The organism is Microbispora sp. KK1-11 (assembly GCF_006874435.1).
GTDB lineage: Bacteria > Actinomycetota > Actinomycetes > Streptosporangiales > Streptosporangiaceae > Microbispora > Microbispora catharanthi.
Genome location: NZ_VIRJ01000019.1, coordinates 1 through 23,425, shown reverse-complemented (window position 1 = coordinate 23,425; position 23,425 = coordinate 1). Strand labels below are relative to the sequence as shown.

Genomic DNA, 23,425 nt, shown 5'->3' with positions numbered 1-23,425 from the left:
ACGTCAGACGAAGAGTTCGTCCACCGACGTCACCGTCACCGCCCGGCGAATCCACTTCTCCAGCAGATGCAGGTCGGAGCATCTGCTGATCCGCTCACGCGCTTCGGAGGGAATGTCCAGCCCACGGGCGTCGAGCACGGTAAGGATCGCCTCGATCTCACCCTCCGCGCGTCCCTTGGCCTCACCCTCCGCGCGGCCCTGTTCCAGGCCCTTGTTCACCCACTCGGAGAAGTAGCGGGCGGCGATGACCTTCTCGTAGCCGGTTGACGCTGTCATCAGAAGCTCCTTCAGGCGCTCACCCACCACTGCGGGTAACAGGCCGAAGAAGTCGACGGTCTGCTGATGGATGAACTTCGGCACGCCGCAGACATTACTAAATGTGTTCGAGTGATTACTGTAAGTTACCAAGTTCTGTGGATGGGCGTGGGAACGGGGCTGGGGCGTTAGCAGGACGAGATGATCGGCAACTAACGTGATCCGCCGTTCGTCGGGATAAATGCAGGTATCCCGGGACAATGGAGGAGACCGTGTACCCCCCACCGCAGCAGAAGCGCCGCCGCAGCGTGGCTCCGTTCGTCATCGCGGTCATCTTCGCGGGAGCGCTCATCGTCGGGCTGAAGCTGCTGTTCGGCGGGGCCTCGGGCGGCGGCGGGAACGCCGGTGACGACGAGGGCGGGAACGCGAGCAGACGCGCCTGCGGCGACGACGGGATCACGCTGACCATCGCCGCCTCGAGTGAGAAGGCCGAACTGCTGCGCACGATGGCCAACGACTACAACGGCCACAAGGTGGACGGGCAGTGCGTGGACGTGGTCGTGAACTCCAAGGCGTCCGGCGGGGCGATGCAGGCCCTGGCCCGCGGCTGGGACGAGCGGCAGGACGGCCCGAAGCCGGACGTCTGGACGCCGGCGAGCACCGGCTGGGTCACCCTCCTGCGGCAGCGCGTCGAGGGCGGCGACCAGGCGTCGCCGGTGGCCGCGGACAACCCGACGATCGCCACGTCTCCGCTGGTCATCGCGATGCCCAAGCCGATGGCCCAGGCGCTCGGCTGGCCGTCCAAGAAGATCGGCTGGTCGGAGATCCTCGACCTCGCCAACGACCCCAAGGGCTGGGCGAAGTACGACCACCCGGAGTGGGGCAGGTTCCGCCTCGGCAAGACGAACCCGAACTTCTCCACTTCCGGCCTCAACGCCACCGTCGGGGCGTACTTCGCGGCCACCGGGCTGTCGGGCGACCTGACGGAACGGGACGTCGCCGCGGCCAAGACGCGCGACTTCGTCAAGGGGGTCGAGCGGTCCATCGTCCACTACGGCGACACCACCCTGACCTTCCTGTCCAACCTCCAGCACGCCGACGACTCGGGGACGGCCATGTCGTACATCTCCGCCGTGACGGTGGAGGAGAAGTCGGTGTGGGACTACAACCAGGGCAACCCGACGGGCGATCCCAAGACCCTCGGCGACCACGCCAAGCCGAAGGTGCCGCTGGTGGCGATCTATCCCAAGGAGGGCACGCTCTTCTCCGACCACCCGTACGCCGTGCTGTCCTGGGCGGACGCCGCGAAGAAGGCCGCGGCGGCGGACTTCCTGAAGTACCTGCGGGAGCCCGATCGGCAGCGGGAGTTCGAGAAGTACGCCTTCCGGTCGTTCGACAGCAAGCCGGGCGACCTCATCACGACCGCCAACGGCCTCGACCCCAAACAGCCGGCGACCACGCTCAGCACCCCGACTCCGCAGGTGCTGGACCGGATCCTCAAGAGCTGGGCCGAGCTGCGCAAGCCCGCCAACGTGCTGATGGTGATGGACGTCTCCGGCTCGATGGGCGCCGAGGTCGCCGGCACCGGCAAGACCAAGCTCGACCTCGCCAAGCAGGCCGCGATCAACGCGCTGCCGCAGTTCGGGCCCAACGACCGGGTCGGCCTGTGGTTGTTCAGCCTCAAGCAGGACGGCGACAAGGACTACCGCGAGCTCGTCCCCCTGGGCAGGGGCAACCAGTCGCGGCTCAAGAGCCGCATCAACGGCCTGATCCCCAGCGGCGGCACGGGGTTGTACGACACGGCCCTCGCGTCGTACCAGTACGTGATGCGGCACCAGAGCGGCGACGCGATCAACGCGGTCGTGTTCCTGACCGACGGCAAGAACGAGGACAACAACTCCATCTCGCTCGAGAACCTGCTGCCCGACCTGCGCAAGGAGGCCGGGCAGGAGACCGTGCGGATGTTCACCATCGCGTACGGCGGCGACGCCGACCTGAACGTCCTGCGGCGCATCTCGCAGACCACGGACGCGGCGGCCTACGATTCGCGCAAGCCGGGAAGCATCGACGAGGTGTTCACCGCCGTGATCTCCAACTTCTGATCGACCCCCACCGTCCGACCTGGGAGCCCCCTTGTCCCGCTTCACCGAGGAACTCCGCGATCCCTGGGCGCTGCTCATGGGCGCCACCGCCGCGGGCGCGGCCTGGGCGGTCGGCGTCCCTGCTGTGGGGGTGCCCGTCGCCGGGGTCGCGGTCTGGCTCATCAAGGCGTTCGCCTCCGCGTGGCAGTCCACCGGAGGCGAGAGCCGTACGGAACCGCAGGCCCCGCCGGTCGCGAAGGGCAGCGCGGAGGAGGCGTGGCTGCGGCGGGCGGAGCGGGCCGCCGCGTCGTTCACCGACCTGACCGCCTCGATGCGCGGGCAGCTCCTGCTCGACCGGATCGCGGCGATGCGCCCGCAGGTGGACGACACCGTCGGCACGCTGCGCCGGCTGGCCGGGCACGCCTCCGTCACGGGCTCTGCGCTGGCCCGCTTCGACCCCCGGTTCCTGGAGCAGGAGCGCGTACGGCTCACGCAGGCGCGGCAGACGGCCCGGCAGGAGGTCGCGGGCGAGCTCGACCGGTCGATCGCCGCCCTGGACGCGCAGCGCGAGGTGTACGACAGGTTGTCGGGCGCACGGGAGAGGGTGCTGGCCCGGCTGCAGTCGGGCGCCATCAGCCTGGAGGGCCTGGTCGCGCGGGCCGTCGAGATCTCCGCCATGACGGCGACCTCCGACGGCTCGGGCGGCGGCGCCCGAGCACTCGACGAGCTGACCTCGGAACTCGAACTGACCCGGCAGAGCCTGCACGAGGTCGAAGAGGCCACCCGCCACGACATCGCCCCCTGATTTCTCGCTCAGCCGGGGGAAGCGGTCAGCGCGCGCCACAGGGCTGCCCTGTCCACCGCGCCGGGCAGCGACGGCCACAGGCGGCTCAGCGACAGGCCGCGCCGCGCGATGCCGGGCAGGTCGAGCATCCGGTCCGTCCGGAAGTCCGTCAGCGCGGCGACCAGCGGTCCCGGCCGTTCCACCGCGGGCCCGGCGATCCAGCGCGACCTCAGCACCGCGCCGCCTCCGGATGCGCCGCGAGCGCCGGGAGCAGCAAAGGCGCGGCGGCCTCGCGGATCTCGTCGCTGAACGGCGTCGGCCGGAAGGTGGCCGGATCCAGGTTGACGTTGACGCGGTAGCCCTCGGCGTGCACGGTGGCGCGGTCCGCGGACAGGACGCGAAAGCCGTACACCCCACTGGTGCGTCCCATCCGCTCCAGCCAGAAGTGCACCAGCTGCTCGCCCGGCTCCGCGATGGGCGCGTGGTAGGTCACCTTGAACTCGCGTACGGCCATGAGCACGTCCGTGAAAGCCGACCTGGCGGGGTCGGCCGCCCAGCCGAGCCGCTGCCAGTAGGCGCCGATCGCCCGCTCGACCAGCACGGCGTAGCGCGAGTTGTGCAGCAGCCCCATCGCGTCGAGGTCGTCGAAATGCACCTGCACGGTCTCGTGGACGCCACCTGCGGTCATGTCATTCCTCCGGGAGAAGTGCGGGGTCGGGGCAGAGCGCACGCAGGCGCTCCAGCACGCCGCGGCGGGCATGGACGAGGGCCTGCGCCCCGTCGTGCAACCGGGAATGGATGATCACCATCTCGCCGAGCGCGTCGATCTCGTAGGCCAGCTGGGCCGGATCGACGCCGCCGGTCAGTTCGCCCAGCGTCACGGCCTCCGCGACCAGCCGGCGCAGAAGCCCCTGCCACTCGCCCATGGCCCGCGAGAGCCGGTCGCGGACGGCTCCGGGACGGTCGTCGAACTCGGCCTGCACGGCGAAGAAGAAACACCCGCCGGGCAGCACGCCGTCACCGTAGAAAGCCAGTCGCGCCTCGTGCAGCGCGAACAGGCGCCGTACGCCCGCGGGGGCGCGCAGAGCGGGCCCCACCACCTGATCGGTCCACTGCCGGACGGCCCATTCCACGGCGTCGAGCTGCAGTTGCTCCTTGTCACGCCAGTGGGCGAAGAGCCCGGACTTGCTGACGCCGGTCGCCGTCGCCAGCCGCCCCAGGGACAGCCCGTCGAGCCCTTCGACGGAGGACAGCTCCACCGCCTGCCGGAGGATCGTCTCGCGGCTGCGCAACCCGCGCAGCCGCCGGCCGTCTTCTGTCACCCGGCCAAACTATATGAACGACCGGTCGGTCGTCTACTTGCCGTCGTCTAACCGGCCGAGGCCAGTAGACGGGCGAGTTCGGCCGGGCCGGCGTTGCCGCCCGTGCACACCACGGCCACCTTGCGCCCGGCGAACTCCTCGCGCCGGGCCAGCAGCCCGGCGAGCGCGGCGGCCCCCGCCCCCTCGGCCAGGGTGTGGGCCTCGGTGAGCAGCAGCCGCTGGGCCCGCAGGATGTCGTCGTCGTCCACCAGCAGGAAGTCGGCCAGGCCGTCCCGCATCACGGCCTGCGGGAGCGCGAACGCGGAACCGGTGGCGAGCCCCTCCACGACGGTCTTGATGGGCCTGGTCACCGGTTCCCGCAACCGCCAGGAGTCGTGCGCGGCCGGAGCCTGGGCCGACTGGACGCCGATCACCCGGCAGCCAGGCGCGAGCGCGGCGGCGGTGATGCACGCGGCGGCGGCCCCGCTGCCGCTGCCCACCGGCACGAACACCGCCTCCAGGTCCGGCCGGGCGGTGAACAGCTCGACGTAGAGCGTGCCCACCCCGGCCAGGATGTCCGGCTCGTCGGCCGGGCTGATCAACCTGCGTCCCGCGCGCTCGGCGAGGTCGCGCGCGTGCTCGGCGGTCTCCATCATCGTCGCGCCCCGGACCTCGACGGTCGCCCCGAGCGCCTCGACCGCGGCGACCTTGGCGGGGTTCGGATTCTCCGGCATCAGGACGGCGCACGGCACGCCGTACAGGCGGGAGGCGTACGCGACGGACTGGGCGTGGTTGCCGGTCGAGTACGTGACGACCCCGCGACGGCGATCGGCCATGCGGGCCAGCAGCGTGATGCCGCCGCGCACCTTGAAGGCCCCCGTGGGCTGGACGTTCTCGTGCTTCACGTGGACCTCGGCGCCGACCGCCGCGTCGAGCACGGGATAGGACCACATGGGAGTCTCGGGCAGGTGCGGGGCGATGAGCCGTCGAGCGTCCAGGATGTCGCGAATGTCGGTCATGGCTCCCAGCCTGGCCGCCGACGGGACAATAGGTCCAACTGAAGTTCTGAGGCGAATCCATAGACGGGATCGATGAATGCCGCTCGACGTCGTACGACTGCGCGTGCTCGTGGCCGTGGCCAGGACCGGCACGGTGACCGCCGCGGCGCGGGAGCTGCACTACTCGCAGCCCTCGGTGAGCCACCACCTCGCCCGGCTGGAGGCGGAGACGGGCGCGAAGCTGGTGCAGCGCGTGGGGCGCGGCATCCGCCTCACCGAGGCGGGCCGCCTGCTCGCCGAACGGAGCGCGGAGATCCTCGGCCGCCTCGACGCGGCGTCCGCGGAGCTCGCCGCGCACGTCGGGCTGCGGGCCGGACGCGTACGGCTGGCCGCGTTCCCCTCGGCGCTCGGCACGTTCGTCCCGGCCGCCGCCGCACGGCTCGCGCAGGACCATCCGGGGCTGGACCTGCGGCTGATGGAGGCCGAGCCGCCCGAGGCGCTGCGCCTGCTGCGGGCCGGCCAGGTGGACGTCGCCGTGGTCTTCCGCTATGGCGAGACCGCTCCCGAGGACGACGGCGTCCGCCTCGTCCACCTGCTCGACGACCCGAGCTTCCTCGTCACCCCCGCGGCGTACGGCGGCGCGGGGGATCTGGCGGCGCACGCGGACGGGCCGTGGATCGCGGGGTGCGAGCGGTGCCGCGCGCACCTGCTCGCGCTGTGCGCCGAGGCGGGCTTCGAGCCGCGCGTCTCGTTCACCACGGACGACTACGTGGCCATGCAGGCCATGGTCGCGGCCGGGCTGGGCGTGGCGCTCCTCCCCCGGCTGGCGCTGTCCGCCCACCGCCGCCCGGACGTGCGGGTGTCCGAGCTGCCGGGGTCGGACCGCCGGGTCTACGCCGCGACGTACGGCGAGCCGCCCGACCCGCCCGCCGTCGCCGCCCTGGTCGCGGCTCTCCTCCCTCAGGCATTTGCGTGATAAGTCGGCGACGGCGGCGTTGATCCACTAGAAATTGGACATGCAGAAAATGTCGCTGTTCGCGTCCGCATCTGAGGATCAGGGAGGTCTGAGCAGGAGGAACCTCCTCCAGATGGGCGCCATCGCGGTGCCCGCCCTCGCGTTCGGTTCGAGGGTGCTCCCCGCGCCCGCCGTGGAGGCCACCGGGGTGGCGCCGGCCTCGCTCGCCGGATTCGACACGCTGATGAAGACCTACATCAAGGAGCGGGGGATCACCTGCGGGCAGCTCGCCATCTCCAAGGGCGGCAGGCTGGTGCTGGCCAGGGGCTACCGATACTCCGACGGCAGCCATGCCGTACCCGCCGTGTCGCCCACGTCGCTGTTCCGCATCGCGAGCCTGAGCAAGCACATCACCGCCATCGCGATCATGCGGCTCGCCCAGGAGGGCAAGCTCAGCCTGACCGCCTCGGCCGCGAAGCTCCTCGGCCTGTCCACCTCGGCCGACTCCCGGCTGGCGAACGTGACGGTGTGGCGGCTGTTGCAGCACACCGGGGGCTGGGACCGGGACGTCTCCGGCGACTACCTGCACATGGACCTGACCATCGCCAAGGCGCTCGGCGTGCCGCTGCCGATCACCCAGGACCACATCGTCAAGTACGCGAGCGCCCGGCCGCTCGACTTCGCCCCCGGCACCAAGTTCGCCTACAGCAACTACGGCTATCTGCTGCTGGGCCGGATCATCGAGAAGGTCTCCGGGACGAGCTACGAGACCTACGTCAGGCAGAAGGTCCTGGCGCCTCTCGGCATCACGCGTCCGCGGCTGGGCCGTACGCTCCGGACGCAGGCCGCCTCGGGAGAGGTGATCTACGAGTCGCGCTACACGGGCCAGACCATCCTGGACCAGTCCGGCCAGGTCCTGCCCGCGCCGTACGGCGGCGGGTTCAGCATGGCCTGCCAGGCCCCCAACGGCGGCTGGATCGCCTCGGCGGTCGACCTGGTGCGCCTGGCGAAGGTGCTCGACGCGCCGAACACGGTGCTCAACTCGACCTCCATCGGCAGGATGCTCGCCAAGCCCGAGATCGGCGCCAACCAGTACGGCTCCTGGTATGGCGCCGGCCTGTGGGTGCGCCAGGTGACGGGGCACGTCAACACCTGGCACGACGGCTCACAGCCCGGCACCTACACCTACATCGCGCGCCTGCAGAACGGCGTCACCTACGCCGCCCTGTTCAACCGGCGGGAGGAGAGCGGCTCGCCCGACTTCGACGTGCTCGCCGACCTGTTCAACGCCCAGATCGGGAAGGTGCGCCTCTGGCCCGCCAACGACCTCAGCTCGCGCTACTTCTGACGAGGTTCAGCTGGGACTCGGCGTGGGGACGTCGTTGTCCAGCTCCCTGGCGGTCCACACGGCGACGCCGCTGCCCGGCAGCTGACTGATCCGGGACTGGAACGTGGCGGTGCCGTCCGTCGCGTCGTCGTCCTCCTCCGCGAAGACGATGAGGGACTGCCAGGTGCTCCATCTGTCCGCGGGGAAGAGCAGCCGGGGGCCGATCGACAGGTCCGGGTCGCCGAACAGCCGCTCGCTGTCGACGGTCACCCAGCCGTACGACGGCCTCTGGCTGAGCCGCACGTGGATGAGCGCCGAGCCCCCTTCGGGCACGAGGACCTCGGCCGGCGAGACGATGACGCTCGGCGTGGCGCTCACGGTCGGGGTGGGAGTGGGAACCGGGCTGGGCAGCAGGCGGGCCACGCGAGCCGCTCCGCTGGGCGCGGCGTCGGCCGCGCCCGGAACGAGCCCGGTCGTCGCGGACGCCGCGGCCACGACGGCCGCGAGGACGACCGGACCACGTAACCGGCCACGGGGGAATCGCATCGGGCACCTCCATGGTGAGCTGACCACGCCGTCTCGGGCCGGCTGCCCCTGATCGCCGGCGATGCTCCCAGCGTCCGATCTCCTCCGCCCGCTGTACAGGAACTCCTGCGGCCCGCCCTCGCCGTGGGCGGCCAGACGTATGGCGGCCGCCCCCGCTCATCTCCCCGAACGCCGCCGACGGCCGCCGGCGCGGTGAGGCCGCCACGTGTGAAGACCGCTGAAAGATTCAGATGAGTCGAACCCCGCGACCGTGTTGCGGCCCTCATGCGATCATGTCGGGATGCGTACCGGTGCGGGAGCAGTCGCCGCCCTGGTCCTCCTGTGCGCATCCGCGATGACCTCCGACACGGCCCGGCACGACGCCGGATGGACGGCCGGCCACGCTGTCGAGTCGTCGTCGCGGTGGACCCTGAGGTACGCCGCCAGGGACCACGCGGACTTTCCGTTGTCCATGGTCCCCGCGCCGGACGGCGGAGTGTCGCTGTTCATCAGGAGGAGACCGGGCCCCGGCTGGTCGATGCTGCGATGGGACGGGACCTCCTGGAGACGCGCCGGGCTGCCCGCGCAGTTCGCCAGGGCCTGGGGGCTCGAGATCGGCGGGTCTCCGTCCGGGGAGACGATCTGGGCGGCCGTAAGCGTCCCCCAGAAGTACGACACCGTCGCAGAGCACCTGTGGCGGTTCTCCGGCGGGCGCTGGGCGCGCCTGCTCTCCCGGGACGCGACGTGGAGCGGAGTGATCGACATCTCCGTCGATTCGCGGGGCGGCGCCTGGTTCGCCACCGGCATGGACCCGGACGGGGCTCCCTCCACCGTGCTGCGCTGGAGCGGCAACGCCTGGCGCCGGCAGCCGTCGCCGCCGGATTTCGACTTCACCGCGGTCGCCGCGGCAAGCCCGGACGATGTGTGGATCGTCAGCCGGGAGCGGGGGGACAGAACGCTGCACTGGGACGGCGCGTCATGGAAGGACGTGCCCTACCCGTGCGCCGTCGACTCCGCTCGTCCGCCCTGTCGCGGGCGTTCCCACCTGAGCGATCTGGACCTGGCTGTGCGGCCGGACGGCCAGGCGTGGGCGGCCGGGCCCTACTGGGCGGACGGTGGCAGCCCCGTCGTCCTCCACTGGGACCGCACTCGATGGGCGCAGGTGGGCACGGACCTGACGAGGACGGGCCTGACGGCGGTGCGCGTGGACCCCGAGGGCGGCGTGTGGATGGCCGCCCGTCCCGCCTCCGGCGCGCCCTACGTCCTCACCCTGCGCGACGGCGGATGGACCAGGTCCACCCTGCCGGCGGGCGGCCCCGGCGAGCGGATCGTCGACATCGCGCCCGTGCGGGGCACGACGCGGCTCTGGGTACACACCCGGCGGCCCGATCCCACGGGCGGCGGGACGACCTCGCTGGTGTACGAGCTCTCCTAGGGAACGGCGCGGCCGGAGTGTCAGCCGGCTTGGCGGAATTCGGCGGCCTGTGGGCCCTCGGCGCAGGCGGCGGCCAGTTCGTCCAGGGACAGGCCCAGCGCGGCGGCGAGCGCGGCGACGGTGAAGAAGGCCGGGGTCGGCGCGCGGCCGGTCTCGATCTTGCGCAGCGTCTCGGCCGAGAGCCCGGCGGCCGCGGCGACCTCGACCATGCTGCGCTCGCCGCGCGCCTGCCGCAGCAGGACGCCGAACCGCTCCCCCCGCTGCCGCTCCTCGGGGGTCAGGGGCACTCTCACCATGACCGTGATACTAATACCGGTATAGTTATTGGTGCCACCCCGGGAGGGCATGTCATGGTGGAAATCAAGACCGACGCCGCGCTGGACGCGATGCGGGAGGCGGGTCGCGTCGTGGCCCGCGCGCTGGAGGCCGTGCGGAAAACCGCGGCCATCGGGGTGCGGCTCAGCGACCTGGACGAGACGGCGCGGGCGGTGCTGCGCGAGGCCGGGGCGAGCTCCCCGTTCCTCGGCTACCGGCCGCACTTCGCGCCGACGCCGTTCCCCGCCGTGATCTGCGTGTCCGTCAACGACGCCATCGTGCACGGCATCCCGACCGACTACCGGCTGCGTGACGGGGACGTCGTCGGCGTCGACTGCGGCGCGATACTGGACGGCTGGGCGGCCGACGCCGCCGTCACGTTCATCGTGGGCACGCCGCGACCCGGCGACCTGGAGCTCGTCGACACCACGCGCCGGGCGCTGGAGGCCGGGATCGCCGCCGCGACCGTGGGCAACCGCATCGGGGACATCTCGGCGGCGATCGGCGCGGTCGCCCAGGAGGCCGGGTACGGCATGCCGAGGGACTTCGGCGGCCACGGCATCGGCCGCCGCATGCACGAGGACCCGTCGGTGCCGAACCACGGCAGGCCCGGCCGGGGCTATCCCCTGCGGCACGGCCTCGCACTGGCCATCGAGCCGATGTTCATCGCCGGAGGCCGGGACGGTTACCACACGGCGGCCGACGGCTGGACGCTGCACAGCGTGGACGGCAGCCGGGCCGCCCACATGGAGCACACGATCGCGATCACCGAGGATGGCCCCCGCGTGCTGACCGCGCTCTGAACACCGCGCTCTAAATCCACGTGCCGGAACGGGCGCGGTGTCCGTACCATCCGAGCCATGCCGACTCTGCCCACGCTCGCCCTGTTCGCGACCGCCACGCTGGCGCTGCTCCTGGTTCCGGGACCCGCCGTGCTCTACATCGTCACCCGCAGCGTGGCCCAGGGCCGTACGGCGGGGCTGGTGTCCGTCCTCGGCGTCCACACCGGTTCGCTGGTCCACATCGCCGCCGCGGCGTTCGGGATCACCGCGCTGCTCGCCGCCTCGGCCACGGCGTTCGCCGTCGTGAAGTACCTGGGCGCGGCCTACCTCGTCTACCTGGGCATCCGCAAGCTCGTGCGGCGGACGGAGGCGGAGGAGGCCGAGATCAAGGTGGCCTCGCCCCGGCGGCTGTTCGGCGAGGGGTTCGTGGTCAACGTGCTGAACCCGAAGACGGCCATGTTCTTCCTCGCGTTCCTGCCGCAGTTCGTCGATCCGGCGCGCGGTCCCGTGGCGCCGCAGGTGCTCGTGCTCGGGGCCGTGTGGATCGCGCTCGGCATGGCCAGCGACGGCTCGTACGCCCTGCTGGCCTCGGTCCTGGCCGGGCGGCTGCGCTCCTCGGCGCGGGCCCGGCGGCGGCTCGACCAGGGCAGCGGCGTCGTCTACCTCGGCCTCGGCGCCGTGGCCGCCCTCGCGACCGAGGGCGCCAAGAAGCTCTGACGGCTACCCGGGACATTTGTACTGCCGCAATCGGGATCGCTGAATCTGCCCGGCTCCTCCGGCTTTCGAGACGCTTGACGCGGACACGGAGACGCACTGGAGGAGCCGATGACCGAGACCCTGACCGCTCCGGCAAGAGCGGAGCAGCCCCAGCAGCGGGGCAACCTCGGCAAGATGCTCGTGCCGCTGGCGCTCGACGTCGCCGCGCCGATGGCGTGCTACTACCTCCTGCACGGCGCGTTCGGCATGAGCGAGGTCGCCGCGCTGGGCGTGAGCGGAGTGATCCCGGCCGTCCGTGTGGTCGCCGGGATCGTCAGGGACCGCACGCTGAACGGGCTCGCCGGGCTGACGCTGGCGGTCAACGTGGCGGGCATCGCGCTGAGCTTCGTCACCGGCGACGCCCGCATGATGATCGCCAAGGACTCGGCCCTCAGCGCCGTGATCAGCCTGTTCATGATGCTCTCGGCGTTCACCGCGCGCCCGGTGATGACTCCGGGCATGCGCGCGTTCATCACCCGGGGGAACCCGGTGCGGGAGGCCGCCTGGGAACGGCTCGCGAACACCGCCAGGTTCCGCCGCGCCGAGCGCCTCTTCAGCGGCATCTGGGGCGGGGCGTTGCTCGCCGACTGCGTGGCCCGGCTGATCGGCGCGTTCACGCTGCCGGTGTCCACCATGGTCTGGCTGTCCAACGTGATGCTGATCGCCGCCCTCGTGGTGGGGCTCCTGGTCGCGGGCGCGTTCGGCTCCGGGCCGATCATGTGGATGATCAACAACGAGACGAGGAACGCGCGATGAGGGGCAGGGGCATCAACTACGACACCGGTTTCCTCCCGGGCGGGCACATCAGCAGGGAGACGTTCGACCCGGAGACGGTCCGCGCGGAGATGCGGGTCATCGCCGATGAGCTGCACTGCACGGCCGTCCGCATCACCGGCGGGCATCCCGAACGGCTCAGCGTCGCCGCGCGGCACGCCGCCGACGCGGGGCTGGAGGTGTGGTTCGCGCCCTTCCCCTGCGAGATGACGACGCGGGAACTCGCGCCGTACTTCGCGGAATGCGCCGAGCGGGCCGAGGAGGTGCGGCGCGACGGCGCGGAGGTGGTGCTCGTGACGGGGTGCGAGCTGAGCTTCTTCTGCGCCGGTTTCCTGCCCGGAGAGACCTTCTTCGACCGCATGGCCGCGCTCGGCACGGGAGATTCCGAGCTGTACGCCCGCTTCGCCGAGATCCCCGCGCGGCTGAACCCCTTCCTGGCGGAGACCGCCGAGGCCGCCCGCACGGTCTTCGGCGGACGGGTGACGTACGCCTCGGGCGGCTGGGAGGACGTCGACTGGAGCCCGTTCGACATCGTCGCGGTGGACGCCTACCGCGACGAGCGCAACGCCGCGACCTACCGCGAGGAGCTGCGCTCCCGCTTCCGGTTCGGCAAGCCGGTGGCGGTCACCGAGTTCGGCACGTGCGCCTACACAGGGGCAGGCGCACGTGGCGGCATGGCGTGGGCCATCGTGGACTACACCGTGAATCCGCCGCGGCTGGACGGCGACTACCGCCGCGACGAGGGCGAGCAGGTCCGCTACCTGCGCGAACTGCTCACCGTGTTCGAGGAGGAGGGCGTGGACAGCGCCTTCTGGTTCACCTTCGCCGCCTACAACACGACCTACGACCCGGACCCGCGCGGCGACCTCGACATGTCCTCCTACGGAGTGGTCCGGCTGCTGAAGGACGGCGGTCGGGAGCCGAAGGAGGTCTTCCACGCCCTCGCCGCCGCCTACTCCGGCCGACCCGCGGCCGGCTGAGATGCGACGGCGGCCACCTGGCCGGCCCACCGGTAGTCGGCCTTGCCCGCCGGGGAGCGGAGGATCTCCTCCACGAACGCGTAGGTCCGCGGCACCTTGTAGCCCGACAGCCGGGTGCGGCAGTGGGCGTCGAGCTGCTGCGCCGTCGGCGTCGTCCCGTCGTACGGCTGGACGACGGCCGCGACCCGCGAGCCCCAGCGTTCGTCGGGGATGCCGGTGACCACGGCGTCGAACACGGCGGGATGTCCCTTGAGCACCGCCTCGACCTCCTCGGGGAAGACCTTTTCCCCTCCGGTGTTGATGCACTGGGAGCCGCGGCCGAGGATGCGGATCGTGCCGTCCTCCTCGACCGTGGCGAGGTCGCCGGTCAGCAGCCACCGGGCGCCGTGGGCGTCGGTCACGAAGGTGCGGGCGGTCTTGTCCGGGTCGTTGTGGTAGCCGGACGCGATCCGGCCGGTCCTGGCCACGGTGCCGATCCGTCCCGAGCCCGGCGCGACCGGGGTCAGCGTCTCGTCCAGCACGGCCACGGAGGCGCTGGCGTTGGGCCGGTAGCGCAGGCCCGACTCGGGCGACGACCCGTCGACGGCGGACGCCGTGTATCCGGACTCGGTCGAGCCGAAGTTGTCGAGGATCATCCGGCCTGGCAGGAGCTCCTCCAGCCGGGCGCGTACGGCCCCGCTGAGGATCGCCCCGGTCGAGCTGAGCGCGAACAGCGACGACAGGTCGTAGGAGCCGGCGGCCATCTCGTCGGCGAGCGGGCGGGCCATGGAGTCGCCGGTGATGTTCAGGCTGACGACCTTCTCCCGTTCGATCGCGCGCAGCACGGCGGCGGCGTCGAACCTGCGGACGTACACCATCGTGCCGCCCATCCACCAGGCGATGAAGGTGCCCACCTGCGCCGCGCCGTGCATCAGCGGCGCCGCCGTCATCATGACGACCGGTGACGCCGCGCCGCGCGCCTGCTCGATCACCGCCTCGGGCGTCTTCAGCGGCTCGCCGTACGGGTTGCCGCCGCCGAAGGCGTAGAACAGGTCCTCCGACCGCCACATCACGCCCTTGGGCATGCCGGTCGTGCCGCCGGTGTAGATGACGTACACGTCGTCGCCGGACCGGGGCGGGAATCCCCTGCCATCGGGCTGCCCCGCCACCGCCTCCTCGTACGGCACCGCGCCCGGCACGGCCGTGGGGCCGCCGACGGCGACGAGATGGCGCAGCCCGGGGACCTGCGCGGCCACGGCCGCGACGCGGTCGTCGAACTCCACGTCGAACAGCAGCGCCCCGACGCCGGAGTCCCGGTAGAGGTAGAGCAGCTCCGACTCGACGTACCGGTAGTTGACGTTGACCGGCACGGCCCGCAGCTTCAGCGTCGCCAGCAGGCCCGCGACGTACTCCACTCCGTTGTAGAGCTGCATGCCGACGTGCGTGCCGTGGCCGACGCCGCACGCGGCCAGGTGGTGGGCGAGCCGGTTGGCGTGGGCGTCGAGCTCGGCGTAGGTCAGGCGGTCGTCGCCGCAGACCACCGCCACGCGGTCCCCGATGGCGTCGGCGAGCCCCTCGAAAAGATCGGCGTGGTTGAACTCCATCCGGCGGACCTCCCGCGCTCAGGGTTTACTGCTGCCGACGATCCACATCGCGAAGAACTGGGCGCCTCCGCCGTACGCGTGGCCGAGCGCGAGCCGCGCCCCCTCGACCTGGTGCTCCCCCGCCATGCCCCGCACCTGGAGCGCCGCCTCGGCGAAGCGGATGAGGCCGGAGGCGCCGATCGGGTTGGACGACAGCACGCCGCCCGAGGCGTTCCACGGGGTGTCGCCGTCGAGGGCCGTGCACCCGGCCTCGGTGAGCTTCCAGCCCTCCCCTTCGGCGGCGAAGCCGAGGTTCTCCAGCCACATCGGCTCATACCAGGAGAACGGGACGTACACCTCGGCGACGTCGATCTCCCGGCGCGGGTCGGTGATCCCGGCCTGGCGGTAGACGTCGGCGGCGCAGTCGCGGCCCGCCTGTGGGCTGACGACGTCGCGGCCCGCCAGCATGATGGGCTCCGAGCGCATGGCCGTGCCGTGGATCCAGGCCGGCGTGCCGGTCACCTTGTCCTCGGCCGCGAGCACCATCGCGCAGGCGCCGTCGGACGACGGGCAGGTCTCCAGGTAGCGGATCGGCTCCCACAGCATCGGGGTCGACTCGACCATCTGCCGGTCGATCCCGGGGATGCGCAGGTGGGCGTACGGGTTCTTCAGCGCGTTCAGCCGGTCCTTGACCGCGACCAGCGTGCCGACGTGGTCCGGGGCGCCCGACCTGCGCATGTACTCCCTGATGTGCGGCGCGAAGTAGCCGCCCGCGCCCACGACCAGGGAGGCGTTGAAGGGCAGGTGCGTGGTCAGGGCCCAGGTGGCGTTCGACTCCGACTGCTTCTCGAAGGCGACCACCAGCACCCGCCCGTGCACCCCGGCCTGGACGAGCGACGCGCCGACCAGCGCGGTCGAGCCGCCGACCGAGCCTGCCGTGTGCACGCGCATCACCGGCTTGCCGGCCGCGCCGAGCGCGTCGGCGAGGTACGCCTCCGGCATCATCACGCCCTCGAACAGGTCGGGGGCCTTGCCGATGACGACCGCGTCGATGTCGGCGAACGTCAGGCCGGCGTCCTCCAGTGCCCGCAGGGCGGCCTCGCGGACCAGCCCGGCCAGCGACACGTCCCGCCGTCTGGTCTGGTAGCGGGTCTGGCCCACGCCGATGACGGCACAGCGGTTTCCCACGGCGACTCCCTACGCGGACGTTTCGAGCACGGCGACGAGGTTCTGCTGCAGGCACGGTCCCGAGGTGGCGTGCGCCACCGCGCGGCCGGCCGAGCCGTCGAGGATCCGCCGGGCCGCCTCGCCCACACGGATCAGGCCGGTGGCCATGACCGGGTTGGCCGCGAGCGGCCCGCCCGACGGGTTGACCGTCACGCCGGCGGACAGGCCGAGCGCCTCGCGCAGGATCGGCTCCTCATGGCTGAACTGGGTGTGCAGCTCCGCCACGTCGACCGGGCCCTTGCCCACCCCGGCCGCCCGGCCCGCGTCGGCGGTGGACACCGACCGGGAGAGGTCGCGCATGCCCAGGTAGTGGGGCTCGGCGCGGTGGGCGATGCCGGTGATCCAGGCGGGCCGCCCGGCCAGCTCGCGGGCGCGGTCCCCCGCGGCCAGCACCACGGCCGCCGCCCCATCCGTGACGGGCGCGACGTCGTACGGCCGCAGCGGCTCGACCTCGAACTCCTCCCCTGAAGGATCGGGCAGGTCGAGGGCGTAGGGGTTGGCCCGGCCGTCCGCGCGGCTGCGCCGTACGATCTCGTCCAGCCCCGCCCTGTCCGCGTTCACCGCGGCGGCCTGCAGCGCGGCGTACGACACCTGGTCGAGCCCGAGCGGCGCCAGATAGTACGGATCGAGCTGGAGCGTCATGATCTCCCGGATGTCCGACATCGACGACTTGCCGAAGCCGTAGACCAGCGCGGTGTCGATGTCGCCGTGCTGAAGGCGCACCCACGCCTCGTACAGCGCGAAGGCTCCGTCCATCTCGACGTGGCTCTCGCTGATGGGCGGCCAGGCGCCGACCGCGTCGAGCGCCGAGACGAACGAGAACGGCGCCCCGGCCAGGTAGTCGCACGAGCCGGAACAGGTGAAGCCGAACCTCTTCAGCCCGGTGGCCCGCTTGACCTCGTCGATCACCGGCAGCAGCAGCTCCGGCTCGGCCAGCCCGGTGTCGTGGCCGGTGTGGACGGTCTGGGCGAAGGCGACGACCGCGACGTCCCGCATCAGGCACCACCTCCGCTTTCGTCGAGGTCGGCGTCCGGCTCCCCGGTCGGCTCGAACCACTTCACGTTGGTCATCGACAGCGTCCGCTCCTCGGGCGGCACCCATACGGCGCGCACCCGCATGCCCTGCCGCACCTCGTGCGCCGGCACCCCGCCGATCAGCGTGATCATCGGCGTGTCCGCGCCGTCCAGCAGCACGTACGCGGAGACGAACGGCACCTCGGGGGCCCGGGGGTCGGGCAGGTTGTTGATCGCGAAGGTGGTGACCGTGCCGGTGTCGGCGACCTCCACCTCCTCCTCGATCACCGAGCCGCACGCGGGGCACGACTCGCGGTAGGGCACGTAGACGGCGGCGCATTCGGCGCACCGGCCGCCGACGAACCGCCCGTCGCGCACGCCCTCCAGGAACCGGGTGAGCGCCCGGCCCGGCGTGACGCGATACTCGGCCCGAACCGGTGCGACCAGCGAGGCGACCTCGGGCAGGAAGCACTCGATGTCGGTGATGTGCCCGGTGGTGGCGGCCCGCCAGCGCGGGCGCACCCGCATGCCCGGCCGCAGCGCCTTCGGGCTCCCCGCGTCCACCGCGTGGACGAGGGCGCTGTCGGCACCGTCGAGTCTGATCAGCGCCCAGGCGAACGGCCGGTCGAGCGGGTGGCCGGGGCGCGGGGAGCCGACCCAGGCCCACGCCTGGACGGTCCCGGCCGGTCCGACCTCCACGTACTCCTCGGCGACCGGCTCGCCCGTGTCCGGGTCGTACTCCAGCGGCGGCACCAGCACCCGTCCCCCGGCCGTTCGGACCCCGACCAGCCGCCGGTCGCGCAGTTCGGTGAGGAACCGCCCGATGACCGGCCCGGTCGTCCGGGTGTAACCGCCGGGGAACTCCAGGACGTGCGTCGCGACCAGGTCCTCGGACATGTCAGATGGCACGGTCCCTGCCTTCCCAGTAGGGGGCGCGGAGCTTGCGTTTGAGCAGCTTGCCGTTCGGCTCGCGGGGCATCTGGTCGATGAAGTCGATCGAGCTCGGCCACTTCATCCGGGCCAGGCGTCCCTCCAGCGAGCGGAGGATCTCCTCGGCCAGCTCGGGCCCGGGCACCACGCCCGGCGCGGGCTCGACGACGGCCTTGATGCGCTCGCCCCACTCGTCGTCCGGGATGCCGAACACCGCCGCGTCGGCGACCTTGGGGTGGACGAGCAGCTCGTTCTCGATCTCGGCCGGGTAGATGTTGGCCCCACCCGAGATGATCATGTCGGCCTTGCGGTCGCAGAGGAACAGGAAGCCGTCCTCGTCCAGGTAACCGATGTCCCCGACCGTGAAGTAGTCGCGGAGCCGGTTGGCCGCGGTCTTCTCCGGGTCGCCCTTGTATTCGAAGGAGATGCCCATCTTCATGTAGACGGAGCCGGGCGTGCCCGCGGGCACCGGCGCGAGCTCGTCGTCCACGATCAGCAGCTCGCTGCCCGGCCATGCCTTCCCGACCGTGCCCGGCCGCTTCTTCCAGTCCTCGGGGGTGGCGATCGTGCCGCCGCCCTCGGTGGCGGCGTAGTACTCGTAGATCACGTCGCCCCACCACTCCAGCATCTGCCACTTGACCGGCACCGGGCAGGGCGCGGCGGCGTGGATCATCCAGCGCAGCGACGACAGGCCGTAGGAGCGCCGCGTCTCCTCGGGCAGCGACAGCAGCCGCTTGAAGTGCGTCGGCACCAGGTGGGAGTTCGTCACGTGGTGGCGCTCGCACAGGCGCAGGGTCTCCTCCGCGTCCCACTTGTCCATGAAGACGAGCGTGTGCCCCATGTGCAGCGCCGTACCGGCGAACTGGGTGACCGCCGTGTGATAGCTCGGCGACGTGACCAGGTGGGCGTTCGGCCGGCCCGTCGTCACGCCGAACAGCCGCAGCAGGCCCGTCATCAGCTCGGCGGAGTCGTCGGGGTCGAGGCCGGTGAGCGCCCGCCGCACGCCCTTCGGCCTGCCGGTGGTGCCCGAGGTGTAGTGCATGGTGGCCCCGGCCGTACGGTCGGGGGGCGTGCTGTCCGGCCTGCCGTCGGTCAGCTCGGCCACGGGCCGGAAGCCCTCGACCTCGCCGTAGGAGAAGCACCGGTCGGCGGCGATCCCGGCTTCCTGGGCGCCCCTGACGGCCTCCGCGGCGTACCGCTCGTGGGCGAAGAACGCGGCGGCCTCGCTGTCGGCGACGATGTAGCCGATCTCGGGCCCGGTGAGGTGCCAGTTGACCGGCGTGTAGTACCACCCCGCCTGGAGGGCGGCGAGGTAGAGCACGAGGCCGTCCGCGCCGTTGGGCAGCAGGCCGCAGATGCCGTCCCCGGGACGCAGGCCCAGCTCGCGCAGGCCGTGGACCATGCGGTTGGCCCTGGCGAGCAGCTCGCCCGCGGGATGTTCCGTTCCGTCGGGATCGACCGCGGCGATCCACGCCGGGTCGGCCTGCGCCAGCCTCCAGAAACCGAGTGAGCCCATATGCCAGCTCCTTTAAGGCCGCACTGCCGGGGCGTCCGCGGCGCGAGCGGCCCCGAAGTGAAGCACGCCGGCACGACGCTGACAAGACCTGGCAATGCGGAGCGACTCAGATGAGAATCGGTTCTAGTTCTTGCGGGCAGACTAACCCCGCGCGCCATGTCTAACAAGCGTTTGATCGAGCCGGTGACGCCACCCAGCCGGAGGACACCTGTGGAGCTCCTGCCCATCAGCACCCCGCACTGCCGGATCGAGCGCGACGGTCACGTGGTGATCGTCACGATGGACCGGCCCGAGGCCAGGAACGCGCTCTCACAGGACATGCTGGTGGGGCTCGCCGAAGCATGGCAGTACATCTCGGACGAGCCGGAGGTGCGGGTCGGCATCCTCACCGGCGCGGAGGGAACGTTCTGCGCCGGGGCCGACCTCAAGGCCATGGGCACGCCGTCCGAGGACGAGCGGGTGCGCCGCCGAGCCGCCGAGATCCCCGACTACCACTGGAAGGGCCTGCTGCGCGATCCCGAGGCGCTGCCCGCCAAGCCCATCGTGTGCGCGGTCGAGGGGTACGCCGTCGCGGGCGGCACCGAACTGCTCGTCGGCACCGACCTGCGCGTCGCCGGCGAGAGCGCCACGCTCGGGCTGTTCGAGGCACGGCGGGCGCTGTTCCCGATGGGCGGCAGCGCCGTACGGCTGCCGCGCCAGATCCCGTACGCGTTCGCCATGGACGTGCTGCTCACCGGCCGGGCGATCACGGCGGCCGAGGCGCTCGCGATGGGCATGCTCAACCGGGTCGTGCCGGACGGCCAGGCGCTCGCGGCGGCGCGCGAGATCGCCGGCCAGGTGGCCGCCTGCGGGCCGCTGGCCGTCCAGGCGATCCTGCGCGCCTACCGCGAGACGCTGGGCATGCCGGAGGCCGAGGCGTTCAAGGTCTCCGACGCGTTCGGCTGGCCGGTCATCGGCTCCGAGGACGCCAAGGAGGGCTCCCGCGCCTTCCGCGACAAGCGCCCGCCCGTCTACCAGGGGCGTTGACGCGCCCCCTGCGCTCCCCTGCGCTCCCCTGCGCTCCCCTGGGGGGCGACCACGCCGCCTCTTGACCTTGCCCCTGGGTCAGGGTTCGACGATGCTCCGCATGAACGACAACGCGCTGCACACCGTCGAAGCCCGGATCCGCGAGCAGGCCGCCGCCTACTGCGAGTCCGGCAACGTCCCCGGGTTCGTCGCCGGCGTCCACCACGCCGGCGAGCAGGTCGTCGTCGCCCACGGCACCGCGAACGTCGCCACGGGCGCCCCGATGCGCGAGGACACCGGATTCCTCTTCGGCTCCGTCACCAAGGTCCTGACCACCACGCTGGTCCTGCAGCAGGTCGAGCGGGGGCTGTTGCACCTTGACACACCGGTGGTGCGGCACCTTCCCGACTTCGCCCTGACCGCACCGGGCGCGGCGGACAAGATCCTGGTCCGGCACCTCATCTCACACACCAACGGCATCGACGCGGACCTGTTCTTCCCCGACGCCAAGGGCCGCGACGCTCTGAAGAGCTACGTCCACGGCCTCGCGAGCGGCTGCGGCACCCTGTTCGAACCCGGCGAGCAGCTCAGCTACAGCAACGGCGGCATGATCGTCGCGGGCCGCCTGCTGGAAGTGGTGACCGGCACGCCCTTCCCCGAGCTGCTCGAGCGCGACATCTACGCACGCGTCGGCATGAAGGACTCCGGCACCTCGGCCGAGCAGGCCATCTTGCGCAGCACGGCGATCGGTCACTTCCCCGACCCGCGGAGCATGGCGGCAAGGCCCACGGGCATGTTCATGCTGCCAGAAACCTGGGGGCCGGCCGGCGGCACACCGATCGGCACCATCGCCGACCTGCTCGCCTTCGGACGCACCCACCTCGCGGGCGGTCTGTCCCCATCGGGCGCACGTGTTCTGTCGGCCGAGTCGACCGCGCTGATGCAGCAGGTCTCGTACGACATGGCGACCCCGAACGTCCCGCCGATGGGCCTGGGCTGGGTGCGGTACCCGTTCGGCGACACGACCGTGCTCGCCATGTCGGGCGCGTCGCCCGGCGGTGTGTCCATCCTGTGCGTCGTGCCCGAACACGACCTGGTCTTCGCCGCCTTCGGCAACACTCCGGGGGCGATCGTGCTGCACGACCGGATCCTGCAGTGGCTCCTGAGCGAGCATCTCGGCGTCCGGATCCCCACCCTGATCACCGAGTCGGAACAGGACGTCGACCTCACCCCCTATGCGGGCACCTACCGCTCCGATCAGCTGCGCATCGACGTCCGCGTCGTCGAGGGTCAGCTCGAGGAGCGGACGACGTACGAACCGGCGGACGAATCACAGAAGCGGATCTTCACCGAGTTCGCCGGCGGCATGACCTCCGCCCCGCCGCAGCGCTACGTGCCGATCCGGCCCGGCCTTTTCGCACCCGCCGGATACCCACTGGAGACGTTCGACGGATACCTGCGACTGCTGCTCGTCTCCTACCACGACGTCCGCGACGGCGGAGCGCGTTTCCGCAACGGCGGCGGCCGCCTGACCCGGCGGGCGTGACGGTCCGGTGGAAGGATGTCCAGCGTGATCACGATTGGCCGGCTCGCGGACTACGCCGGAGTGACCATCAAAGCCGTCCGCCACTACCACAAGCGCGGTCTGCTCCCCGAGCCCGGCCGCGACTCGTCCGGCTACCGGCGCTACACCGCCGAAGACGCCGTCGACCTCGTCAAGATCAAGACTCTGACGCAGGCGGGCGTGCCGCTGGCCCGCGTCAAGGACCTCCTCCACGCCGACCCCGATGCGCTCACGGCGGCCATCGCCGAGATCGACCGCGACCTCCGAGACCGCATCGCGCACCTGCGGCGAGTCCGCGACCAACTCGCCCAGCTGCGCGGTGGCGACCGGCTTTTCGTCTCCCCGGAGGTCGCCGACCATCTCGACGATCTGCGCCGGCTCGGCGTCAGCGAGCGCCAGATCCAGCTGGAACGCGACGGCTGGATCCTCATGCAGACGGCCTCACCCGAGGACGCCGCCCTGTGGATCGCCGAGAAACGCGAGCTCATGACCGACCCGGAGTTCCGCGCGCTCTACCTCGACCACGACGCCGCCTACGACTGGCCGCCGAGCGATCCCCGCCTCCCCGCCCTCGCGGACCGCACGCGGAGCTGGTTCGCCAGACAGCACGGCCGATCCGAGACCCGCCCCGTCCGTAACCCGGATATCGCGCGGCTGGCCGGGCAGACCCAGCCCGGAGCCTCATCCCCGGCCTGGGACCGACTGGCCCAACTCGTGGAAGGCCAGGCGCGTGCCTGAGCCGGCGCCGGCGGACGAGAAGGCCGAAGCACGCGGACGGATCCGGCGGCCGCTCAGGGGCGGGCCTGGACCATGGCATGGGTGCCGGTGGTACGCCAGGGGCGGCCGGCCGCGTCCAGCTCCGCCAGCGTGCGCTCCGGCACGCCGACGAGCGCGTCCGACTTCAGCGTGCGCAGCGCGACGACCGGCCCGGGGAAGTAGGCGGTGACCGCGGCGAACGGCGTGCTCGCCGGCCACATCCGGTCGCCGACGAGCCGCCGGTAGTTCAGGTCGCCCTTCATGACGGTCAGCGAGGCCGACGCGAACTCCTCCCGCAGATCGTGCGGCATGTCCGCGTAGGGCAGCGGAGCGCAGGCGAAGGGATGCGCCCGCAGCGTGAGGCGTCCCTCCTCCATCGCGCCCCAGAGGCGGGCGCCCGCCCCTCCCGCGCTGCCCGGCGCGGCGGCGGGGCGCCGCCGGGATGCGAGGACCTCGGCCGGGGGGGGGGCGGAGACGGAGAAAGGGGAGGGGTTTACGGGGGGGAGGACCCCACCCCCGAGCCCCCGGGCGGGGGGGGGGGCAGGTCGGGAGAGAACACCTCTGAAATCCAGTCACCAAATTGT

General features: G+C 71.8%; 25 protein-coding genes. 12 read left to right on the top strand and 13 right to left on the bottom strand.

The window, feature by feature from the left end:
- Positions 1-3: 3 nt before the first annotated feature.
- Positions 4-360: a hypothetical protein gene (locus FLW16_RS25180; RefSeq protein WP_260615561.1), complete on the bottom strand. Its 357-nt coding sequence runs from the start codon at positions 358-360 to the stop codon at positions 4-6.
- 167 nt (positions 361-527) lie between these two features.
- On the opposite strand from FLW16_RS25180, the gene FLW16_RS25175 reads away from it, so the two are divergent.
- Both FLW16_RS25175 and FLW16_RS25170 read left to right on the top strand, forming a co-directional pair.
- Positions 528-2,357, top strand: a complete 1,830-nt coding sequence (locus FLW16_RS25175) for a substrate-binding and VWA domain-containing protein (RefSeq protein ID WP_142562601.1) — start codon at positions 528-530, stop codon at positions 2,355-2,357.
- A 31-nt stretch (positions 2,358-2,388) separates the two neighbouring features.
- Entirely contained in the window at positions 2,389-3,141 is a 753-nt protein-coding gene (locus FLW16_RS25170) for a hypothetical protein (RefSeq protein WP_142562600.1), read from the top strand.
- Between the two features lie 8 nt (positions 3,142-3,149).
- On the opposite strand, the gene FLW16_RS25165 is transcribed toward FLW16_RS25170, so the two are convergent.
- The 4 genes from FLW16_RS25165 to FLW16_RS25150 are packed head-to-tail and all read right to left on the bottom strand — an operon-like array spanning position 3,150 to position 5,440.
- Entirely contained in the window at positions 3,150-3,356 is a 207-nt protein-coding gene (locus FLW16_RS25165) for a hypothetical protein (protein WP_142562599.1), read from the bottom strand.
- Entirely contained in the window at positions 3,350-3,808 is a 459-nt protein-coding gene (locus FLW16_RS25160; RefSeq protein WP_142562598.1) for a thioesterase family protein, read from the bottom strand. Before FLW16_RS25160 ends, FLW16_RS25165 begins: the two co-directional genes overlap by 7 nt.
- Before the next feature lies 1 nt (position 3,809).
- Positions 3,810-4,442, bottom strand: coding sequence for a TetR/AcrR family transcriptional regulator (locus tag FLW16_RS25155; protein WP_142562597.1), 633 nt, complete (start codon positions 4,440-4,442; stop codon positions 3,810-3,812).
- Between the two features lie 47 nt (positions 4,443-4,489).
- The gene (locus FLW16_RS25150; protein WP_142562596.1) at positions 4,490-5,440 is read right to left on the bottom strand and encodes a threonine/serine dehydratase; all 951 of its coding nucleotides are present in this window, start codon (positions 5,438-5,440) and stop codon (positions 4,490-4,492) included.
- A gap of 76 nt (positions 5,441-5,516) precedes the next feature.
- On the opposite strand from FLW16_RS25150, the gene FLW16_RS25145 reads away from it, so the two are divergent.
- Both FLW16_RS25145 and FLW16_RS25140 read left to right on the top strand, forming a co-directional pair.
- Positions 5,517-6,395 (top strand): LysR family transcriptional regulator, encoded by an 879-nt coding sequence (locus tag FLW16_RS25145; RefSeq protein ID WP_142562595.1) that lies wholly within the window; start codon positions 5,517-5,519, stop codon positions 6,393-6,395.
- A gap of 112 nt (positions 6,396-6,507) precedes the next feature.
- Positions 6,508-7,722, top strand: coding sequence for a serine hydrolase (locus FLW16_RS25140; protein WP_260615560.1), 1,215 nt, complete (start codon positions 6,508-6,510; stop codon positions 7,720-7,722).
- Positions 7,723-7,728: 6 nt separating this feature from the next.
- Here the strand turns inward: FLW16_RS25140 and FLW16_RS25135 are convergent, their stop codons facing one another.
- On the bottom strand, positions 7,729-8,247 hold the full coding sequence (locus FLW16_RS25135; RefSeq protein WP_142562594.1) for a hypothetical protein: 519 nt from the start codon (positions 8,245-8,247) through the stop codon (positions 7,729-7,731).
- A 280-nt stretch (positions 8,248-8,527) separates the two neighbouring features.
- Here FLW16_RS25135 and FLW16_RS25130 point away from each other — a divergent pair, with 280 nt between their 5' ends.
- On the top strand, positions 8,528-9,661 hold the full coding sequence (locus FLW16_RS25130; RefSeq protein WP_142562593.1) for a hypothetical protein: 1,134 nt from the start codon (positions 8,528-8,530) through the stop codon (positions 9,659-9,661).
- A gap of 20 nt (positions 9,662-9,681) precedes the next feature.
- Here the strand turns inward: FLW16_RS25130 and FLW16_RS25125 are convergent, their stop codons facing one another.
- A complete protein-coding gene (locus tag FLW16_RS25125) occupies positions 9,682-9,957 on the bottom strand; it encodes a helix-turn-helix transcriptional regulator (protein ID WP_142562592.1) in 276 nt (91 codons plus the stop codon).
- A gap of 54 nt (positions 9,958-10,011) precedes the next feature.
- On the opposite strand from FLW16_RS25125, the gene map reads away from it, so the two are divergent.
- The 4 genes from map (at position 10,012) to FLW16_RS25105 (ending at position 13,268) form a co-directional block, all read left to right on the top strand.
- Positions 10,012-10,779, top strand: a complete 768-nt coding sequence (map, locus tag FLW16_RS25120) for a type I methionyl aminopeptidase (protein WP_142562591.1) — start codon at positions 10,012-10,014, stop codon at positions 10,777-10,779.
- Positions 10,780-10,836: 57 nt separating this feature from the next.
- Positions 10,837-11,475: a LysE family translocator gene (locus FLW16_RS25115; protein WP_142562590.1), complete on the top strand. Its 639-nt coding sequence runs from the start codon at positions 10,837-10,839 to the stop codon at positions 11,473-11,475.
- A gap of 108 nt (positions 11,476-11,583) precedes the next feature.
- Complete coding sequence (locus FLW16_RS25110; protein ID WP_221891272.1) at positions 11,584-12,270, top strand: VC0807 family protein; 687 nt, start codon at positions 11,584-11,586, stop codon at positions 12,268-12,270.
- On the top strand, positions 12,267-13,268 hold the full coding sequence (locus FLW16_RS25105) for a hypothetical protein (RefSeq protein ID WP_142562589.1): 1,002 nt from the start codon (positions 12,267-12,269) through the stop codon (positions 13,266-13,268). The genes FLW16_RS25110 and FLW16_RS25105 overlap by 4 nt, the downstream gene beginning before the upstream one ends.
- Here FLW16_RS25105 and FLW16_RS25100 read toward each other — a convergent pair.
- The 5 genes from FLW16_RS25100 to FLW16_RS25080 are packed head-to-tail and all read right to left on the bottom strand — an operon-like array spanning position 13,241 to position 19,516.
- Complete coding sequence (locus tag FLW16_RS25100; RefSeq protein WP_142562588.1) at positions 13,241-14,851, bottom strand: acyl-CoA synthetase; 1,611 nt, start codon at positions 14,849-14,851, stop codon at positions 13,241-13,243. The genes FLW16_RS25105 and FLW16_RS25100 overlap by 28 nt on opposite strands.
- A gap of 18 nt (positions 14,852-14,869) precedes the next feature.
- On the bottom strand, positions 14,870-16,018 hold the full coding sequence (locus FLW16_RS25095; protein ID WP_142562587.1) for a thiolase domain-containing protein: 1,149 nt from the start codon (positions 16,016-16,018) through the stop codon (positions 14,870-14,872).
- A 9-nt stretch (positions 16,019-16,027) separates the two neighbouring features.
- Positions 16,028-17,053 carry a thiolase domain-containing protein gene (locus FLW16_RS25090; RefSeq protein ID WP_142562586.1) on the bottom strand — a complete coding sequence of 342 codons (1,026 nt, stop codon included), beginning with the start codon at positions 17,051-17,053 and terminating at the stop codon, positions 16,028-16,030.
- Positions 17,053-17,967, bottom strand: coding sequence for a Zn-ribbon domain-containing OB-fold protein (locus FLW16_RS25085; protein ID WP_142562585.1), 915 nt, complete (start codon positions 17,965-17,967; stop codon positions 17,053-17,055). The genes FLW16_RS25090 and FLW16_RS25085 overlap by 1 nt, the downstream gene beginning before the upstream one ends.
- Before the next feature lies 1 nt (position 17,968).
- Positions 17,969-19,516, bottom strand: coding sequence for an acyl-CoA synthetase (locus FLW16_RS25080; protein ID WP_142562584.1), 1,548 nt, complete (start codon positions 19,514-19,516; stop codon positions 17,969-17,971).
- A gap of 210 nt (positions 19,517-19,726) precedes the next feature.
- Between FLW16_RS25080 and FLW16_RS25075 the strand changes: the two genes are divergently transcribed.
- From FLW16_RS25075 to FLW16_RS25065, 3 genes are all read left to right on the top strand, one after another.
- Positions 19,727-20,542 (top strand): crotonase/enoyl-CoA hydratase family protein, encoded by an 816-nt coding sequence (locus FLW16_RS25075; protein WP_260615557.1) that lies wholly within the window; start codon positions 19,727-19,729, stop codon positions 20,540-20,542.
- Between the two features lie 100 nt (positions 20,543-20,642).
- On the top strand, positions 20,643-22,067 hold the full coding sequence (locus tag FLW16_RS25070) for a serine hydrolase (protein WP_221891271.1): 1,425 nt from the start codon (positions 20,643-20,645) through the stop codon (positions 22,065-22,067).
- A 24-nt stretch (positions 22,068-22,091) separates the two neighbouring features.
- A complete protein-coding gene (locus FLW16_RS25065; RefSeq protein ID WP_221891270.1) occupies positions 22,092-22,823 on the top strand; it encodes a MerR family transcriptional regulator in 732 nt (243 codons plus the stop codon).
- A gap of 53 nt (positions 22,824-22,876) precedes the next feature.
- Here the strand turns inward: FLW16_RS25065 and FLW16_RS25060 are convergent, their stop codons facing one another.
- Entirely contained in the window at positions 22,877-23,413 is a 537-nt protein-coding gene (locus FLW16_RS25060) for an ARMT1-like domain-containing protein (RefSeq protein ID WP_142562580.1), read from the bottom strand.
- Between the last annotated feature and the right edge of the window lie 12 nt (positions 23,414-23,425).

Excerpts from the sequence above, each read along its gene's own strand:
- FLW16_RS25140 (WP_260615560.1), top strand. The coding sequence starts at position 6,508 with ATGGGCGCCATCGCGGTGCCCGCCCTCGCGTTCGGTTCGAGGGTGCTC.
- FLW16_RS25080 (WP_142562584.1), bottom strand. The coding sequence starts at position 19,516 with ATGGGCTCACTCGGTTTCTGGAGGCTGGCGCAGGCCGACCCGGCGTGG.
- FLW16_RS25110 (WP_221891272.1), top strand. The coding sequence starts at position 11,584 with ATGACCGAGACCCTGACCGCTCCGGCAAGAGCGGAGCAGCCCCAGCAG.
- FLW16_RS25115 (WP_142562590.1), top strand. The coding sequence starts at position 10,837 with ATGCCGACTCTGCCCACGCTCGCCCTGTTCGCGACCGCCACGCTGGCG.
- FLW16_RS25145 (WP_142562595.1), top strand. The coding sequence starts at position 5,517 with ATGCCGCTCGACGTCGTACGACTGCGCGTGCTCGTGGCCGTGGCCAGG.
- FLW16_RS25125 (WP_142562592.1), bottom strand. The coding sequence starts at position 9,957 with ATGGTGAGAGTGCCCCTGACCCCCGAGGAGCGGCAGCGGGGGGAGCGG.
- FLW16_RS25105 (WP_142562589.1), top strand. The coding sequence starts at position 12,267 with ATGAGGGGCAGGGGCATCAACTACGACACCGGTTTCCTCCCGGGCGGG.
- FLW16_RS25085 (WP_142562585.1), bottom strand. The coding sequence starts at position 17,967 with ATGTCCGAGGACCTGGTCGCGACGCACGTCCTGGAGTTCCCCGGCGGT.
- FLW16_RS25130 (WP_142562593.1), top strand. The coding sequence starts at position 8,528 with ATGCGTACCGGTGCGGGAGCAGTCGCCGCCCTGGTCCTCCTGTGCGCA.
- map (WP_142562591.1), top strand. The coding sequence starts at position 10,012 with ATGGTGGAAATCAAGACCGACGCCGCGCTGGACGCGATGCGGGAGGCG.
- FLW16_RS25090 (WP_142562586.1), bottom strand. The coding sequence starts at position 17,053 with ATGCGGGACGTCGCGGTCGTCGCCTTCGCCCAGACCGTCCACACCGGC.
- FLW16_RS25150 (WP_142562596.1), bottom strand. The coding sequence starts at position 5,440 with ATGACCGACATTCGCGACATCCTGGACGCTCGACGGCTCATCGCCCCG.
- FLW16_RS25070 (WP_221891271.1), top strand. The coding sequence starts at position 20,643 with ATGAACGACAACGCGCTGCACACCGTCGAAGCCCGGATCCGCGAGCAG.
- FLW16_RS25100 (WP_142562588.1), bottom strand. The coding sequence starts at position 14,851 with ATGGAGTTCAACCACGCCGATCTTTTCGAGGGGCTCGCCGACGCCATC.
- FLW16_RS25160 (WP_142562598.1), bottom strand. The coding sequence starts at position 3,808 with ATGACCGCAGGTGGCGTCCACGAGACCGTGCAGGTGCATTTCGACGAC.
- FLW16_RS25135 (WP_142562594.1), bottom strand. The coding sequence starts at position 8,247 with ATGCGATTCCCCCGTGGCCGGTTACGTGGTCCGGTCGTCCTCGCGGCC.